14 protein-coding genes are annotated in these 16031 nt (G+C 71.1%); 7 read left to right on the top strand and 7 right to left on the bottom strand.

The window, feature by feature from the left end:
* Positions 1–7: 7 nt before the first annotated feature.
* The 4 genes from OG568_RS23045 to OG568_RS23030 all read right to left on the bottom strand — a co-directional run bounded on the left by OG568_RS23045 (position 8) and on the right by OG568_RS23030 (position 2724).
* The gene (locus tag OG568_RS23045) at positions 8–1273 is read right to left on the bottom strand and encodes a GNAT family N-acetyltransferase (RefSeq protein WP_329532944.1); all 1266 of its coding nucleotides are present in this window, start codon (positions 1271–1273) and stop codon (positions 8–10) included.
* A 37-nt stretch (positions 1274–1310) separates the two neighbouring features.
* The gene (locus OG568_RS23040) at positions 1311–1517 is read right to left on the bottom strand and encodes a hypothetical protein (RefSeq protein WP_443077916.1); all 207 of its coding nucleotides are present in this window, start codon (positions 1515–1517) and stop codon (positions 1311–1313) included.
* On the bottom strand, positions 1517–2293 hold the full coding sequence (locus tag OG568_RS23035; RefSeq protein ID WP_266437665.1) for an SDR family NAD(P)-dependent oxidoreductase: 777 nt from the start codon (positions 2291–2293) through the stop codon (positions 1517–1519). Before OG568_RS23035 ends, OG568_RS23040 begins: the two co-directional genes overlap by 1 nt.
* Before the next feature lie 92 nt (positions 2294–2385).
* On the bottom strand, positions 2386–2724 hold the full coding sequence (locus OG568_RS23030) for a YnfA family protein (protein ID WP_329532943.1): 339 nt from the start codon (positions 2722–2724) through the stop codon (positions 2386–2388).
* Between the two features lie 143 nt (positions 2725–2867).
* Between OG568_RS23030 and OG568_RS23025 the strand changes: the two genes are divergently transcribed.
* Positions 2868–3356, top strand: coding sequence for a hypothetical protein (locus OG568_RS23025; protein ID WP_329536419.1), 489 nt, complete (start codon positions 2868–2870; stop codon positions 3354–3356).
* Between the two features lie 38 nt (positions 3357–3394).
* On the opposite strand, the gene OG568_RS23020 is transcribed toward OG568_RS23025, so the two are convergent.
* The gene (locus OG568_RS23020; RefSeq protein WP_329532942.1) at positions 3395–4213 is read right to left on the bottom strand and encodes a helix-turn-helix domain-containing protein; all 819 of its coding nucleotides are present in this window, start codon (positions 4211–4213) and stop codon (positions 3395–3397) included.
* A 194-nt stretch (positions 4214–4407) separates the two neighbouring features.
* Between OG568_RS23020 and OG568_RS23015 the strand changes: the two genes are divergently transcribed.
* From OG568_RS23015 to OG568_RS23000, 4 genes are all read left to right on the top strand, one after another.
* Entirely contained in the window at positions 4408–5493 is a 1086-nt protein-coding gene (locus tag OG568_RS23015) for an LLM class flavin-dependent oxidoreductase (RefSeq protein WP_329532941.1), read from the top strand.
* Positions 5490–6170, top strand: a complete 681-nt coding sequence (locus OG568_RS23010) for an FMN reductase (RefSeq protein ID WP_329532940.1) — start codon at positions 5490–5492, stop codon at positions 6168–6170. The genes OG568_RS23015 and OG568_RS23010 overlap by 4 nt, the downstream gene beginning before the upstream one ends.
* Before the next feature lie 284 nt (positions 6171–6454).
* Positions 6455–7192: a response regulator transcription factor gene (locus OG568_RS23005; RefSeq protein ID WP_329532939.1), complete on the top strand. Its 738-nt coding sequence runs from the start codon at positions 6455–6457 to the stop codon at positions 7190–7192.
* Positions 7193–8662 (top strand): HAMP domain-containing sensor histidine kinase, encoded by a 1470-nt coding sequence (locus OG568_RS23000; protein ID WP_329532938.1) that lies wholly within the window; start codon positions 7193–7195, stop codon positions 8660–8662.
* A gap of 212 nt (positions 8663–8874) precedes the next feature.
* Here the strand turns inward: OG568_RS23000 and OG568_RS22995 are convergent, their stop codons facing one another.
* Positions 8875–10842, bottom strand: coding sequence for an amino acid transporter (locus tag OG568_RS22995; protein WP_329532937.1), 1968 nt, complete (start codon positions 10840–10842; stop codon positions 8875–8877).
* A gap of 342 nt (positions 10843–11184) precedes the next feature.
* On the opposite strand from OG568_RS22995, the gene OG568_RS22990 reads away from it, so the two are divergent.
* Positions 11185–12819: a hypothetical protein gene (locus tag OG568_RS22990; protein ID WP_329532936.1), complete on the top strand. Its 1635-nt coding sequence runs from the start codon at positions 11185–11187 to the stop codon at positions 12817–12819.
* Between the two features lie 37 nt (positions 12820–12856).
* On the opposite strand, the gene OG568_RS22985 is transcribed toward OG568_RS22990, so the two are convergent.
* Positions 12857–14842, bottom strand: coding sequence for an APC family permease (locus tag OG568_RS22985; protein ID WP_443077879.1), 1986 nt, complete (start codon positions 14840–14842; stop codon positions 12857–12859).
* Between the two features lie 237 nt (positions 14843–15079).
* Here OG568_RS22985 and OG568_RS22980 point away from each other — a divergent pair, with 237 nt between their 5' ends.
* Positions 15080–16030, top strand: a complete 951-nt coding sequence (locus OG568_RS22980) for an alpha/beta hydrolase (protein ID WP_329532934.1) — start codon at positions 15080–15082, stop codon at positions 16028–16030.
* Position 16031: the final 1 nt, after the last annotated feature.

Genomic DNA, 16031 nt, shown 5'->3' with positions numbered 1-16031 from the left:
TTGTGAGTCAGCGGAGGTGCTTCTCCAGGAGGGTCACCGCGTAAGGGGTGCCCAGGCCGCCGTCCTTGGCGGTCTGTTCGCCCATGACCGTGTAGCCCGCTGCCTGGTAGTACTCCCGCAGGCGGGGGTTGGTGGAGAGGCAGTCCAGGCGGGAGAGAAGGCGGCCCGTGGCGGCGATGCGGCGTTCCGCTTCCGCGAGCAGGTGTCGGCCGGTGCCGGGCGGGGCCACCCGGCGGTCGGTCATCAGGCGGTGGATGTAGGCGGCGGTGGGCGGTTGGGGGCCCCAGGCCGCCGGGTCGTCCCACCAGAGTTCCCAGGCGCCCGCCACCTGGTCGTCCAGGAGGGCCAGCCAGACCTCGCCCTCCGCGAGGCGGGCGCGGAAGTGGGGTTCGGTGAGCTGGCCCGGCTTCCACTGGTCGATGCCGTGGGCGATCTGCCAGCGGGCCGCATCGTCGCGCAGACGGACCAGGGTGGGGATGTCCGTCTCGGTCGCCCGGTGGAAGGTGAGGGGGGAGGAGGGTTCGAGGAGGTGTGTGCGCAGGGCCTGCGCGAAGGTGGGAGGCAGGCCCAGGGTCTCGGTCACGTAGGACTCGACCGAGCCGTAGCGGGACTTCAGGTCCGACAGGAATCCGGTCATCACCTCGGCGGGGGCCGTGCCGTAGGCCGGCCACACCAGTTCGCGGTCGGGGTGGTCGGTGCGCCAGTCCGCCACCAGGCGGGGGGTGGCCCGTTCCGTGAGGGTGAAGTCCTCGGTGATCGTCCGGTCCGGGACGCCCAGGAGGGACAGGACGAGGGCTGCCACGAGGCCCGTGCGGTCCTTGCCCGAGGCGCAGTGGAAGACCAGAGGCGTGTCCGACTCGGCCGCCTCCGCGATCAGGCTCAGCGTCTCGCGGATTTCCTTCGTGCCGTCCTCGGCGACCTCCGCGTAGCGCGCCGCCAGGTAGGGGCCGGGGGCGACGGAAGGGGGCAGTGCCGCCTGGTCGTACGGGCGGTGCTCGATGCTCTGGTTGTGGTACGTGAGGGAGGGGTGCTGGGGGACTCGCCCCTTCGCCTCGATCTCCCAGGGGTAGCGGAGGTCCACGACCGTGCGGATGCCGAGGGTGAGGAAGAGATCCCAGTCCTGCGTCCCGGGGGCCAGTTTGCCGAGCGAGTCCGCGCGGTACAGGCGGGACCGGCGGACCGTACGGCCGTCCGCGGTGGTGTATCCGCCCAGGTCGCGGAAATTGTGCAGGCGGGCGAAGGGTATGGATCTGTTCGCGTCGTGTCCGTTCACATCGTGGCAGCGTACGGCGGACGTACGGCTGCCGCGATCACTTCGCGTGAGTCACCGCGTAGATCATGACGAAGGCCACGATGTGGATGCCGAAGAGGAAGTAGGCGAGGTACCACCAGACGTAGCGCTGGTTCTTCTTCTCCGCGGCCAGGTGGCGTCGCTCCGCGGAGGGCTCGATCAGCGCCTCGTCCGACGTCTCGCTCGGCATCCCGTCCGGCATCCCGTCCGGCATCCCGTTCGGCATCACAGTTCGCGGTGGACCTTGGTGTTCGACGCCTGGGCGCGGGGGCGTACGACGAGGAGGTCGATGTTGACGTGGCTGGGGCGGGTGACGGCCCAGGTGATGGTGTCGGCGACGTCGTCGGCGGTCAGCGGCTCGGCCACGCCCGCGTAGACCTTGGCCGCCTTCTCCGTGTCGCCGCCGAAGCGGGTCAGCGCGAACTCGTCCGTCTTGACCATGCCCGGCGCGACCTCGATGACCCGGACCGGCGTCCCGACGATCTCCAGGCGGAGGGTCTCGGCGAGGACGTGTTCGGCGTGCTTGGCGGCGACATAGCCGGCGCCGCCCTCGTACGTGCCGTGGCCCGCGGTGGAGGAGAGGACGACGACCGTTCCGTCGCCGCTCGCGGTGAGGGCGGGGAGCAGGGCCTGGGTGATGTTCAGTGTGCCGATGACGTTCGTCTCGTACATCTGACGCCACTCGGCGGGGTCGCCGGTCGCGACCGGGTCGGCGCCCAGCGCGCCGCCCGCGTTGTTGACCAGGACGCCGATCGTCTTGAAGGCGCCGGCGAACTCGTCGACCGCCGCGCGGTCCGTGACGTCCAGCGCGTACGCGGTGGCCTGGTGGCCCGTCGCGTTGATCTCCTCGGCCAGCGCCTCGATGCGGTCCTTGCGGCGGGCGGTCAGTACGACGCGGTAGCCGGCCGCGGCGAGCTGCCGGGCCGTCGCCGCTCCGATGCCGCTGCTCGCGCCGGTGACGACGGCGATGCGGGAGGGGGCGGAGGGCGCGGCGGACGTCATGGGCTGCTCCTAGGACGTGGCTGACTGGCGTACGTGGTGTGGTCGGTCCTCGTCAGGATAGGCAGGTGGCCGGCGCCGACGGGGCCGCGGGCTCAGTTGCCGCCGCGCGGCGCGTACATGATCACGGCCATTCCGGCGAGGCAGATCAGGGCGCCGGTCACGTCCCAGCGGTCGGGGCGGTAGCCGTCCGCGACCATGCCCCAGACGAGGGAGCCGGCCACGAACACCCCGCCGTACGCGGCGAGGATGCGGCCGAACTCGGCGTCCGGCTGGAGCGTCGCCACGAAGCCGTAGACGCCGAGCGCCATGACGCCCGCGCCGATCCAGAGCCAGCCGCGATGCTCGCGCGCGCCCTGCCAGACCAGCCAGGCGCCGCCGATCTCGAAGAGCGCGGCGACGAGGAAGAGCGCGGCGGAACGGACGATCAGCATCCCGTCACTCTCGCACGGGCCGCGTCCGCCGCTTCCGTCACCTGTTGGACGGCGCCTGTCGACGGTCAGGGGTGGCATACATCGGGTGATCACGTGAGCGTGAGTGCGTGCGGGCCCCGAGCGAAGGAAGCGACGTCATGCGGATGCGGATGCGGCGGGAGATGAGGGCCTGGGGCCGGGTGGTGGGTGTGGTGGGTGCGGGGGCGGTTCTGACGGTGGGTGGGGCGCCGGCTGTCGGTGCCCTCGTTCCTGAGGCCGATCTCGCCTATCACGGCTCGGTGACCGTGGCGGCCGGGCTCGTCGATCTGCGGCTGACCCCGCAGAACCACGGCCCGAGCGCCGTCGAGGACGCGACGGTCCGGCTGCGCTGGTCCGCCCCGCTCGCGGACGCGCAGCGGCTGCCGGGCGACTGCGCGCGTTCGGGCGAACAAGTGGTGGTGTGCCGGACGGGGCCGCTGGCGGCGGACGGGCTGGGGGACCGGATCCGGCTGAAGGTACGGCTGCGGGGGGCGCCGTCGGAGGTGATGCTGGAGATCGACACGGTGTGGGGCGGCGGCGCGGTCGACCGCAATCACGGCAACGACCGGCAGCGGGTGCTGGCGCTGGAAACCGGGGACTCGTATGTGTTCTAGGACTTGTTCGGCCGCGCGGGACGGGGCGAGGGAGTCGGTCAGTGGGTGGTGGTCGCGTAGGTGGTGGGGGGTACTCCTACCGTCGCGGTGAAGTCGCGGATCAGGTGGGCCTGGTCGGCGTAGCCGAGGTCGGCGGCGAGGGCCGCCCAGTCGACCGGGCCGGAGGCCTCCGCGCGGGACAGGGCCTCGTGCATCCGGTAGCGCAGGATGATCCACTTCGGGCCGACGCCGACGTACGCGGCGAAGAGCCGTTGCAGCGCTCGTACGGTCATTCCCTCGGCGCGGGCGAAGTCGCCGACGTGGCGGATGGCGCGGTCACCCCGGATCCGGTCCACCAGGGCCATGGCGAGGTCGGCCTGGGGATCCGGGCGCGGGCCGAGACTCAGGAGGAACGCGTCGAGCGCGGCTACGCGGGCGTCCTCGTCGGCGGGGTCGAGGACGGAGGGGATCGTGGAGGTGTCCACCGTGGGGAACACGGTGTGGAGGGGGATCCGCTCGCCCGTGAGTGACGTCAGGGCGCGTTCCGGCGCGAAGGGCCGGAAGCCCCCCGGGCGGAACTGGATCCCGCACACCCGTCCCCGGCCCTCCAGTTTCTGCGTGAACAGGTCGAGGCCGATGCCGGCCACCTCGCCGAAGCCGAGGGGGTCCTGACCCGCGTACCTCTGGAAGACGATGTTCACGGACGGGTGCGGGACCACCTGGGAGGCGTACGGCTCGGGCAGGTCCCAGTCGATCAGCCAGTAGTGCTCGAGGTAGGGGCGGAGCGGCTCGGCGGGTTCGCGGCGGCGGAAGCGCACGCGCGCGAAGAGCTCCGCGGCGTCGACGATGCCTCGGGTGTCACGGCGTGGGGCGGCCATGACGGGATCGTAGGGCGGGGCACTGACAGTCGGGCGTCGGGCGTCGGGCGTCGGGCGTCGGGAGCCGGGAGCCGGGAGCCGGGAGTGAGGAGTCGGGGGCAAGGAGTGGGGGCGGACGGGGTGCGGAATAGCGGGGCGGGGTGGTTCGTTTGCGGGTATAGTTGAATCGTAAACAACCTGGAGGGTGAGCGACCATGCAGTTCGGAATCTTCAGCGTCGGCGATGTGACGCCGGACCCGACGACCGGCCGTACGCCGAGCGAGGCCGAGCGGATCAAGGCGATGGTCGCCATCGCGCAGAAGGCGGAGGAGGTCGGGCTGGATGTGTTCGCGACGGGTGAGCACCACAACCCGCCGTTCGTGCCGTCGTCGCCGACCACGATGCTCGGTTATGTCGCCGCGCGGACCGAGCGGCTGATCCTGTCCACGTCCACCACGCTGATCACGACGAACGACCCGGTGAAGATCGCCGAGGACTTCGCGATGCTGCAGCACCTGGCGGACGGACGGGTGGATCTGATGATGGGGCGCGGGAACACCGGGCCGGTCTATCCGTGGTTCGGGCAGGACATCCGCCAGGGCATCAACCTGGCCGTGGAGAACTACGCGCTGCTGCGCCGGCTGTGGCGTGAGGACGTGGTGACGTGGGAGGGCAAGTTCCGCACACCGCTGCAGTCGTTCACCTCGACGCCGCGTCCGCTGGACGGAGTGCCGCCGTTCGTGTGGCACGGGTCGATCCGGTCGCCCGAGATAGCCGAGCAGGCCGCGTACTACGGTGACGGGTTCTTCCACAACAACATCTTCTGGCCGGCCGACCACACCAAGCAGATGGTCGAGCTGTACCGGGAGCGGTACGCGCACTACGGGCACGGCACGCCCGAGCAGGCGATCGTCGGGCTCGGCGGCCAGATCTTCATGCGGAAGAACTCGCAGGACGCGGTGCGCGAGTTCCGGCCGTACTTCGACAACGCGCCGGTCTACGGGCACGGGCCGTCCCTGGAGGAGTTCACCGACCAGACCCCGCTGACCGTCGGCTCCCCGCAGGAGGTCATCGAGAAGACCCTGTCCTTCCGCGAGTACGCCGGTGACTACCAGCGCCAGCTGTTCCTGGTGGACCACGCCGGGCTGCCGCTGAAGACCGTGCTGGAGCAGATCGACATGCTGGGCGAGGAGGTCGTACCCGTCCTGCGTGAGGAGTTCGCCAAGGGCCGCCCGGCCGATGTGCCGGACGCGCCGACCCACCAGTCCCTGCTCAAGGCTCAGGAGGTGAGCGTCGCATGAAGCTCGTCGTCGTCTCGGCGGGGCTGAGTGTCCCCTCGTCCACGCGGCTGCTGGCCGACCGGCTGGCCGCCGCCACGGACCGGCACACGCCCGTCGACGTCCAGATCGTCGAACTGCGCGACCTGGCCGTCGAGATCGCCCACAACTTCACCAGCGGCTTTCCCGGGCGGGCGTTGTCGGCGGCCCTGGAAGCGGTGGCGGGCGCGGACGGGCTGATTGTGGTCACACCGGTGTTCTCCGCCTCCTACAGCGGCCTGTTCAAGTCCTTCTTCGACGTACTGGACCAGGACGCGCTCACCGGAAAGCCGGTGCTGATCGCCGCGACCGGCGGCTCCGCCCGCCACTCCCTCGTCCTCGAACACGCCCTGCGTCCCCTCTTCGCCTACCTGCGTGCCGTGGTCGTCCCGACCGGGGTCTACGCGGCCTCGGAGGACTGGGGCGCGGAAGGCCTGGCCGAGCGGATCGACCGCGCGGCGGGAGAACTGGGGAGGCTCATGGAAGGCATGGGGTCCGTGCGGAGGGCTGCCGCGGCGGACGCGACGCGGGACGCGTCGGCGGCCGTGGACACCGACACCGCTGCCGCCATCGCGCCGCGCCTTGTCGACGGGGTCGTCAACTCGGCCGACAGGTTCACCGTCGTGCCCTTCGAGCAGCAGCTCGCCGCGCTGCGGCCGTAGCGCGACAAGGCCGGAAGAGGGCGTGGGACGAGGAGGCCGGAAGAGGCCGTGGGGCGAGAAGGCCGGAAGAGGGGGTGGGCCGCCACCGTCGTGCGCTTCCGGCCCACCCCCTCCGCACCGGCCGGACCCCTGCCTGGGGGTTCGCGGCCCGTCCTGACATACGGGACACACTGACCGGGCGAGGTAAGGGGCGCGGGCGAGGAGGGGTGAGAGGCGGGTAAGAAGCCCACCCTCACCACCGCTCACCAGGTGGTACCCGGCCAGGGGCTTGGCAGACTGGTGGGGTGCCCCAAAATGTGCTGCTCGCCGAGGACGACCGTGCCATCCGCCATGCCCTGGAAAGGGCGCTGACGCTGGAGGGCTACGCGGTGACGGCCGTCGCCGACGGCGTGGAGGCGCTGGCCCAGGCCCACCGCACTCCACCGGACGTCCTCGTCCTGGACGTGATGATGCCTGGTATCGACGGGTTGCAGGTGTGCCGCGTGCTGCGCGCGGAGGGGGATCGTACGCCGATCCTGATGCTCACCGCGCTGGTCGAGACCGCCGACCGCATCGCGGGCCTGGACGCCGGGGCCGACGACTACGTGGTCAAGCCGTTCGACGTGGAGGAGGTCTTCGCCCGGCTGCGGGCGCTGCTCCGCCGCACCGGTCCGGTGAACGGCACGCCCGCCGACGTACCGGCGGTGCCGTCGGCATCGGCGTCCGCGTCGAAGGAGGCGTCGGGACAGGTCGTCGCGGCCGGGCTGCGCATGGACATCCAGGCGCGCCGCGCCTGGCGCGGGCAGCGCGAGCTGGAGCTCACCCGTACCGAGTTCGAGCTGCTCGAACTGCTCGTCCGCAACACGGGCATCGTCCTCGACCACGCCACGATCTACGACCGCATCTGGGGCTACGACTTCGGTCCCGGTTCCAAGAACCTCGCCGTGTACGTGGGGTATCTGCGGCGCAAGCTCGACGAGCCGGGGGCACCGGCGCTGATCCACACCGTCCGGGGCGTGGGGTATGTGCTGAGGGAGGACTGAGTGCCCCCCGGATGGCTCACGGGGCTGCGGCCCCGGCGGGTGTCCTCCCTGCGGGCCACCTTCACCCTGTCCTTCGCCGCCGTGGCGGCCGCGGTCACCGTGCTCGTCGGGTTCCTGAGTTACGACGCCGCCGCCCGGCTGGTGCGGGTGGACCAGCAGACCGTCTTCACCGAGGTCGTGCAGGACCTGCGCAGCCAGGTGCGCGAGACACCGCTCGACCCGGGTGACTTCTCGTCGTCCGATCCCGACCACGACGGACCGCTGGACGACATCATCCGGCCCAGCCGTACGGATGTGCAGGTGCTCGGGCGCGGCGGGGTGATATCCGACCGCGGGCGGCCCGTGCTGCCCGTCACCGCCACCGACCGGCGGACAGCCGCGACCGCGACCGCGGGCAAGTGGGTGGAGCACAAGGAGGTCGACGTCGCAGGCGACCGCTACCGGGTGGCGACCGTCGCGCTCGGCGGCGGGCGGGGCGCGGTGCAGGTGGCCCAGCAGTTCAGCGACACGGAGGATCTGCTGCAGGAGCTGCAGCAGCGGACCGTGCTGCTGGTGGGGGCGGTGGTGCTCGCGTCGGGGCTGTTCGGCTGGTGGCTGGCCCGGCGCATCACCCGGCGGCTGGTGCGGCTGGCCGGGGCCGCGGAGGACGTGGCGCGCACCGGGCGGCTCGGCATCCAGGTGCCGGTGGCCGGATACGACGAGGTGGCCCGCCTCGGCCGCTCCTTCGACCGGATGCTCGGCCGGCTCGCCCAGTCCGAGGAGGACCAGCGTCGGCTGGTCCAGGACGCGGGTCACGAACTCCGTACGCCGCTGACCTCGTTGCGTACGAACATCTCCATGCTGCGTCGCATCGACGAGCTGCCGCCCGACGCCCGCGAGGAGCTGGTCGCCGACCTGGCGCAGGAGTCCCGTGAGCTGACCGACCTCGTCAACGAGCTGGTGGCGCTCGCGGCCGGGCGGTCCGACACCGAGCCCGTGCAGCGGATCGACCTGGCCGATCTCGCCGAGGACGTGGCGATCGCCTCGCGGCGCCGCACCGGGCGGGACATCATCGTGCGGGTGAGCGGTGACACGACGGTCGACGGTCGTCCCACGGCACTGCAGCGGGCGGTGTCCAACCTGGTGGAGAACGCGGCCAAGTTCGACCGCGAGGGCAAGGCGCCGATCGAGATCGCGGTCACCGGTCCGGTACGCCCCGGCGTCGGGGCGGGCGGCGGCCTCCCGGGCAGCGTCCGGATCGAGGTCCTCGACCGGGGTCCGGGCGTGGCCGAGGGCGATCTCGTCCGGGTCTTCGACCGCTTCTACCGTGCCGCCGACGCCCGTAGCCTGCCCGGTTCCGGGCTCGGCCTGTCCATCGTCCGCGAGGTGGCCACCGGCCACGGCGGAGCGCCGTTCGCCTTCCGGCGGGACGGGGGAGGCACGGTCATCGGGTTCACGGTGAGCGCGGACTACCCGGCGGAAGAGGACTGACCAGGCCCTAGGGCCTGTCCGGCGGATCATGCCGCAGACGCGGGGCTTGGCACGCCCTCCCCCAGAGGGGGTACCCCCAGCGGCGTTGTCGTCGGTTGCCGACGCTCCGCGTCGACGCCCTCCTCCGCCTTGCAGCTGCACGCACCAAGCCCCGCTCACCAGCGTCGATGAGGCGCCGCCTGTTTCCTGCGACTTGATCCGCCGGACAGGCCCTAGCCGACGTGCACGCGCGGTCGGCGGGAGCGGTCGGGTTCGGCCTCGCGCAGGACCTCTCGGGTGACGGGGGCGACCTCGCCCTGGCCGAAGAGGAAGAAGCGCAGGAAGTTGGTGAAGGGGTTGCCCTCGGTCCACTCGAAGTAGATGTGCGGGGTGCAGCCGGTGCGGTCGCGGACGTACAGGAGCAGGGCGGCCAGGGCGTTGGGGATGGAGGAGGACTCCAGGGTCAGGACGCGGTAGCGGCCGTGGAGCACCTCGCCGCGTACGGTCAGGCCCGACTCGAACTCCGAGGGGTCCAGGACGGTGACCTCGACGAAGACGAAGTCCTCCTGGGCGGGGAGGTCGTTGTCGGCGCGGATCTGCTCGATCTTGTCGCGGTACTCGGCCTTGTCGCGGTTGTCGGGTTCGTTGGCGATGAACCGGATCCGGCGGCTGGCTATGTCGCGTACGAACCGGTCCGCCATGTCGTCCAGGCTCACGCTGGTGACCCGCAGTTCGAAGGCGCGGGCCAGCCGGGAGAGGAGCGAGACGAGGATGATGCCGGCGATGAAGCAGGCGCCGATCTTGACGCCGTCGGGGCGTTCGATGACGTTCACGACGGTCGTGTAGAGGAAGACCGCGGAGATGACGGCGAAGGCGATGGTCCAGTTGCGCTGGCCGGCCTTGCGCGCGGCGATGGTCACGGCGATCGCGGCGGAGCTGATGAGGACGAGGACACCGGTGGCGTAGGCGCCGCCCTGTGCGTCGACGTCGGCGTTGAAGATCCAGGTGACCAGGAACGCCACCAGGGTGAAGACGATCACCATGGGACGGACGGCGCGTGCCCAGTGCGGGGCCATGCCGTAGCGGGGGAGGTAGCGGGGCATGAGGTTGAGCAGTCCGGCCATGGCGGAGGCGCCGGCGAACCACAGGATGGCGATGGTCGACACGTCGTAGACCGTGCCGAAGGCGCCGCCGAGGTACTCGTGGGCGAGATAGGCGAGGGCGCGGCCGTTGGCCTGGCCGCCGGACTTGAACTCCTGCTCCGGGATGAGGAGCGTGGTGATGAAGCTGGTGAAGATGAGGAAGACGCTCATGATCACGGCGGCGGTGGTCAGCAGCTTCTTGGTGTCCCGGATGCGGCCGGCCGGCTTCTCGTCGGTGTCGGTGGCGTCGCCCTGGACGTGCGGCATGACGGCCACGCCGGTCTCGAAGCCGGAGAGGCCGAGGGCCAGTTTGGGGAAGACCAGGAGGGCGACCCCGACCATCGCGAGAACGTTTCCGTGTTCGGTGGTCAGGGCGCTGGTCCAGTCGGTGATCACATGCTCGGCCGTCGCCACGTGCCACAGGCCCACGACCACGACCACGACGTTGAGCGCGAGATAGATCCCCACCAGGACGACGGCTACGCCGATCGCCTCCAGGAATCCCTTGAGGAACACCGCGCCGAGCAGCGCCACCAGGATGAGCGTGATCAGCATCTGCTGGTCGTGCAGGGTGCTGGTGAGATGGGGGTTCTCGACCAGGTGGGTGGAGGCGTCGGCCGCCGACAGGGTGATGGTGATCAGGAAGTCGGTGGCGGCGAAGCCCAGCAGGGTCAGGACGAACAGCTTGCCCTGCCAGAACGACAGCAGTCGCTCCAGCATCGCGATCGAGCCCTCGCCGCGCGGGCTCTCCTCGGCCACCCGCCGGTAGACGGGCAGTGCGCCCGCCAGGGTGACGATGACGAGCACGATGGTCGCGATGGGCGACAGGAGTCCGGCGGCCAGGGCCGCGATGCCGGGCTGGTAGCCCAGGGTCGAGAAGTAGTCGACGCCGGTCAGGCACATCACCCGCCACCACCGCTGCCCCTGGTGCACGGGCTCCGGCTGGGCGTGCGGGCGTTGCGGGGTCTTGCCCATGTCGGACAGTCCCTCGAGCATCCACGCACGCAGCCGGCTCGTACCCGTCGTACCTCCGGTACGAGAGTGGTCGGTGGTGGCCATCGGGTGCTCCTGACGTGCTGCCCGGCGTGGTGCCCATTGTGATCCGATTGTGGGCAATGGGGGAGGAAACGGCAGGGCGGGTGGACATTGCGGCGAACGGGGGACGGTGGAGGCACGGTGATGTGGTCACAGGGGTGGCAACCCCCGGTCCGGCCCCCGTCGATGAGAATGCCGTGCTTTTCGCACACGTGGTCGGCCGACGGCATCAAGGACGCGTCAAAGTCGTCCGGGGCGACATCAGGGGCCCATCAAGGGCCGGTGTGCGTGACGTGAAGCGGTCGCAGACTGGGCGCGGCACGGGGGACACGGACGAGCGTCCGTGGCGTGCCGATGGAGGGGCTCGTGGCTGTCACGGCCGGTACCACGCACAGTCCTGCGGCGCGAGCCGGGACCACGCTCAGTCCCGCGGCGGGAGCCGGGACCACCGGAGCGCCACCGTGCGCGGCGACCGCCCCCTCCGGGGCCGGCCGCGCACCTCGGCCACGGCGTGCGGGTACGCGGCCGAGGCGACCCCGACGCCCCAGGCGGCCCCGAAGTCCCCGGCGCCCCCTTCGCCTCGCACACCGAAGAGTTGGCGCGGCCCTGCACCGCCGCTTCTGGGCGACCCTGCCCGCGCGGCTGCGGCTGCTGCGCACCGCCACCGTCCTGCCGACCGTCGCCCTCGCCCTGCTGCTCGCGCTGGCCGGGCTCGCCGCCACCGGCACCTGGGACACCGTCGCGGGGCGCGACGCACCCCGCACCACCAGCGCCGCCGACCTGAACCTCGCCCTCAACGACATGGACGCGCAGGCCGCCAACCTCCTGCTGGCCGGCGGTGACGGGGGCAAGGGGCGCCTGACGACACCGTACGAGAAGGCGGTCGGCTTCTACGGTGACGCGCGTCGCGCCATCGGCCACGACCTGCGCGCCCTCGCCGTCGCGGCCCAGGGCGACCGCACCGACGAACGCACCGTCGAGTCGCTCACCGACGACTTCGCCGAGTATCAGGAGCTGATCGGCCGGGCCCTCGAGAACGACGACCGCGCCGGCGGCAGACCGGCCGCGCTCGTCGACTACCGCGAGGCCACCGATCTCCTCCAGGCCCACCTCCTGCCGAGCGCGAGGAGGCTGGTGGACTCCAACGACAGTGCCTTCGACCGGCAGTACGACCAGGCCCGTTCGGCCCTCGCGGCCCAGCTGACCGCCGTCCTCGCGCTCGGCGCGTTGCTGCTCGCGGCCCTCGGCGTCCTCCAGTGGTACCTGGCCCGCCGCTTCCACCGGATCCTCAACCCCGGCGTGCTGGCCGCCACCGTCTGCGCGCTGCTCGCCGTGCTCCTGGGCAGCCAGGCGCTCTCCGCCTCCGCCGACCGGCTGCACGGTGCCCGCCGCGACGCCTTCGACTCCGTCGTCGCGCTCTCCCGCGCCCGCGCCATCGCCTACGACGCGAACGCCGACGAGAGCCGCTACCTGCTGGACCCCGAGCGCCGCGACCAGTACGCGCAGGCGTTCCTCGCCAAGTCGCAGCAGTTGTACGGGATGAAGGGCGCGACCCTCGACTCGTACGACTCCGGGCTCGGCGCGACCTGGAAGGAGTACCGCGCGGATCACCACACCCTCGACTTCGGCGGTGAGTTCGCGCGCGAGCTCGCCAACCTCACCTTCCCCGGCGAACGGACCGCGGCGGAGCGGACGGTGGACGCGTACGCCGTCTACCAGGGCGACGACCGGAGGATCCGGGCACTGGTCGCGCAGGGCAGGGAGCGCGAGGCCGTCGCGTTCTGCATGGGCTGGGAGCCGGGCACGTCCAACGCCCACTTCGGGGCCTGGATGACGGCACTGGACAAGGTGACGGACATCAACCGGCGGCACTTCACGGCGGCGGTCGGCGCGGGCCGCTTCGAGGCGAGCGGACCGCTCCCGTGGACGTGCGGTCTGCTGCTCGGCGCGGCCGCGCTGATCCTGCTGGGGCTGCGTCCGAGGCTCGCCGAGTTCCGCTGAGCCGGGGCCTGCCGGGCCGGGGTCGGCCGCGGGCGCGCTACCGCTGGGGGGTGCCTGCCCGGGGCCCGGGCCCCTGTGGCTCCCCCCGTCGGAAGGACCCCGGCGCCCTGGCCGCGGGCCGGTCGGCGTGGGCCGAGGACGTCAGCTGCCATGGCACGCTCGTGACCATGACCCCGGGGGTGAACAGGAGCCGGTTCTTCAGCCACAGCGCCGACTGGTTGTGCAGGAGGTTCTCCCACCAGTGTCCGACGACGTACTCGGGGATGAAGACGGCGACGATGTCCCGTGGGCTCTCGCGGCGGATCGAGCGGACGTACTCCACGACCGGCCGGGTCACCTCGCGGTACGGCGAGTCGATGATCTTCAGGGGGATCTCGATGCCGTACTCCTCCCAGCTCCTGAGCAGCGCCGCGGCCTCGTCACGGTCGACGGAGACCGTCAGGGCCTCCAGCAGGTCGGGGCGGAAGGCGCGCGCGTAGGCGAGGGCGCGGAGGGTCGGCTTGTGCAGGGTGGAGACCAGCACGATTCCCAACACCCGTGAGGGCCGGGTGAGTTCACTCTTCGGGTCGGTCACCGCCAGCTCCGCCGACGTGGCGTCGTAGTGGCGTCGGACACCGCGCATCATCACCCACAGCACGATCGCCGCGAGCACGGCGAGCCACGCGCCCTCCGTGAACTTGGTGGCCAGCACGATCGCCAGCACCAGGCCGGTGACGACCGAGCCGAGTGCGTTGATCACGCGGGCCGTGTGATGGCGGCGCCGCAGTTGCGGGTCGCGTTCGACGCGCAGCTGTCCGTTCCAGTGCCGGACCATGCCCAGCTGGGAGAGCGTGAAGGCGGTGAACACGCCCAGGATGTAGAGGTGGATGAGGCTGGTGACGTTCGCCTTGAAGCCCCACAGCAGCGAAGCCGCGACGATCGCGAGCGCCAGGATGCCGTTGGAGAAGGCGAGCCGGTCGCCCCGGTTGTGCAACTGGTGCGGAAGATAACGGTGTTGGGCGAGGATGGATGCGAGCAGCGGGAAGCCGTTGAAGGCCGTGTTCGCCGCCAGGATCAGGACCAGCGCGGTCGCCGCCTGGATGACGTAGAAGCCGACGCTGTGCTCGCCGCCGAAGACCGCCGCCGCGATCTGCGCGATGACCGTGCGCTGGGTGTACGAGCCGCAGCTGTCGGTGAGCCCCGTCAGCCGGCACGCGTCGTCCGTGATGTGCACCTTGGTGATCAGCGCCAGCGCGGTGACGCCCACGAACATGACGATCGCGAGGGCTCCCATCGCGGTCAGTGTCTCGGCCGCGTTCCTCGACTTGGGCTTGCGGAAGGCCGGTACGCCGTTGGAGATGGCCTCCACCCCCGTCAGCGCCGTACAGCCGGAGGAGAACCCGCGCAGGACCAGCATCAGCAGGGCGAGGCCCGTCAGGTTCGCGTCGGAAGGGTCCGGCGTGACGCCGTACCCGGCGCTCTCGGCGACCGGCGCGTCCCCCAGGGCGTACCGGATCAGGCCCGTGACCACCATGATGAGCACGCCGCTGATGAAGAGGTACGTCGGTGCGGCGAAGGCGCGTCCCGACTCCCGGACGCCCCGCAGGTTCATCGCCGTCAGGACCGCCACGAAGCCGATCGCCATCAGGACACGGTGGTCGGCGAGGCGTGGGACGGCGGAGATGATGTTGTCGACGCCGGAGGCGACCGAGACGGCCACCGTCATGACGTAGTCGACGAGGAGCGAGGCGGCGACGACCAGTCCGGCGGTCGGGCCGAGGTTCGTCGACACCACCTCGTACGAGCCGCCGCCGCTCGGGTAGGCGTGCACCACCTGGCGGTACGACAGCACCACGACCGTCATCAGCGCCACGACCGCGGCCGCGATCCACGGGGTGAAGTGCAGGTAGGCGAGGCCGCCCAGGGTGAGGACCAGCAGGATCTCCTGGGTCGCGTACGCCACCGAGGACAGCGGGTCCGAGGCGAAGATCGGCAGGGCGAGCCGTTTGGGCAGCAGCGTCTCGTGCAGCTCTTCGCTGCGCATGGCCCGGCCGATCACCAGCCGCTTGAGGATCCCCGTGACGTTGAACACGGGCGGAGGGTAAGCCGGGGAAGGGGCAAGGAGGGGGCCCGACACTCACTCCGCCCCGGACGGCGGGCCGCCACGCTGAACCTTTGTCTCCCCTGTCCTGCGGTTCGTGTCACACCTTCACGGGTCATTTTGTCATAAGGGTGAAAGCGGAAAAGCGGACAAAAGCCTGCTTACCCAAGGAGTGAAGTCATGACCAAGCCCGTTCTTGAGCCCGCGGCGCAGGAGCTCGCGGAGGCGACGGCCAACCCGCCGTTCCTGTACGAGCTCGGCCCGGAGGGTGCCCGGAAGGTCCTGGACGACCTGCAGGCGGCGCCGGTGGCGAAGCTGGACGTGGAGGAGAAGTGGATCACGGTGCCCGCCGAGGTGGGTGATGTGCGGGTACGCGTCGTCAAGCCCGTCGGCAGCCAGGACACGCTGCCTGCCGTCCTCTACGTGCACGGCGGGGGCTGGGTCCTCGGCAACGCCGGCACCCATGACCGTCTGGTGCGTGAGCTGGCCGTCGGGGCGAATGTCGCCGTGGTGTTCGTCGAGTACGACCGTTCACCGGAGGCCAGATACCCGGTCGCCATCGAGCAGGCGTACGCGACGGCCCGGTGGATCACCGAGAAGGGGGCCGAGGAAGGCCTGGACGCCTCCCGGCTGGCGGTGGCCGGTGACTCCGTCGGCGGCAACATGACCGCGGCACTGACCCTCATGGCCAAGCGGCGCGGAGACGTGACCTTCGTGCACCAGTCGCTGTACTACCCCGTCACGGACGCGGGCCAGGACACCGACAGCTACCGGGAGTTCGCGGACGGCCCCTTCCTCTCGGCCAAGGGCATGGCCTGGTTCTGGGACTGCTACACCACCGACCCCGCCCAACGGGCGGAGATCACCGCCTCGCCGCTGCGGGCGAGCCTGGAGGAGCTGCGGGGCCTGCCGCCCGCGCTCGTCATCGTCGACGAGAACGACGTGCTGCGGGACGAGGGCGAGGCCTACGCCCGCAAGCTGACCCAGGCCGGTGTTCCCACCACCAGCATCCGCGTCAACGGCATCCTGCACGACTTCATGATGCTCAACCCCCTGCGGCCCACCCAGGCCACGACAGTCGCGATGGAGCTGGCCATTCACACCCTGCGCACCGCACTGCACGGCAACTGAG

Origin of the sequence: Streptomyces sp. NBC_01450, from assembly GCF_036227505.1 — a bacterium.
Lineage (GTDB): Bacteria > Actinomycetota > Actinomycetes > Streptomycetales > Streptomycetaceae > Streptomyces.
The sequence above is the reverse complement of the archived record's forward strand: the minus strand, read 5'-3'. Positions and strand labels throughout refer to the sequence as shown.

What these genes read in the sequence shown, in the direction of transcription:
- OG568_RS23040 (WP_443077916.1), bottom strand. Translation starts at nt 1,517, where the DNA reads ATGCCGAACGGGATGCCGGACGGGATGCCGGACGGGATGCCGAGCGAG.
- OG568_RS23035 (WP_266437665.1), bottom strand. Translation starts at nt 2,293, where the DNA reads ATGACGTCCGCCGCGCCCTCCGCCCCCTCCCGCATCGCCGTCGTCACC.
- OG568_RS23030 (WP_329532943.1), bottom strand. Translation starts at nt 2,724, where the DNA reads ATGCTGATCGTCCGTTCCGCCGCGCTCTTCCTCGTCGCCGCGCTCTTC.
- OG568_RS23025 (WP_329536419.1), top strand. Translation starts at nt 2,868, where the DNA reads ATGCGGATGCGGCGGGAGATGAGGGCCTGGGGCCGGGTGGTGGGTGTG.
- OG568_RS23020 (WP_329532942.1), bottom strand. Translation starts at nt 4,213, where the DNA reads ATGGCCGCCCCACGCCGTGACACCCGAGGCATCGTCGACGCCGCGGAG.
- OG568_RS23015 (WP_329532941.1), top strand. Translation starts at nt 4,408, where the DNA reads ATGCAGTTCGGAATCTTCAGCGTCGGCGATGTGACGCCGGACCCGACG.
- OG568_RS23010 (WP_329532940.1), top strand. Translation starts at nt 5,490, where the DNA reads ATGAAGCTCGTCGTCGTCTCGGCGGGGCTGAGTGTCCCCTCGTCCACG.
- OG568_RS22995 (WP_329532937.1), bottom strand. Translation starts at nt 10,842, where the DNA reads ATGGCCACCACCGACCACTCTCGTACCGGAGGTACGACGGGTACGAGC.
- OG568_RS22985 (WP_443077879.1), bottom strand. Translation starts at nt 14,842, where the DNA reads ATGCGCAGCGAAGAGCTGCACGAGACGCTGCTGCCCAAACGGCTCGCC.
- OG568_RS22980 (WP_329532934.1), top strand. Translation starts at nt 15,080, where the DNA reads ATGACCAAGCCCGTTCTTGAGCCCGCGGCGCAGGAGCTCGCGGAGGCG.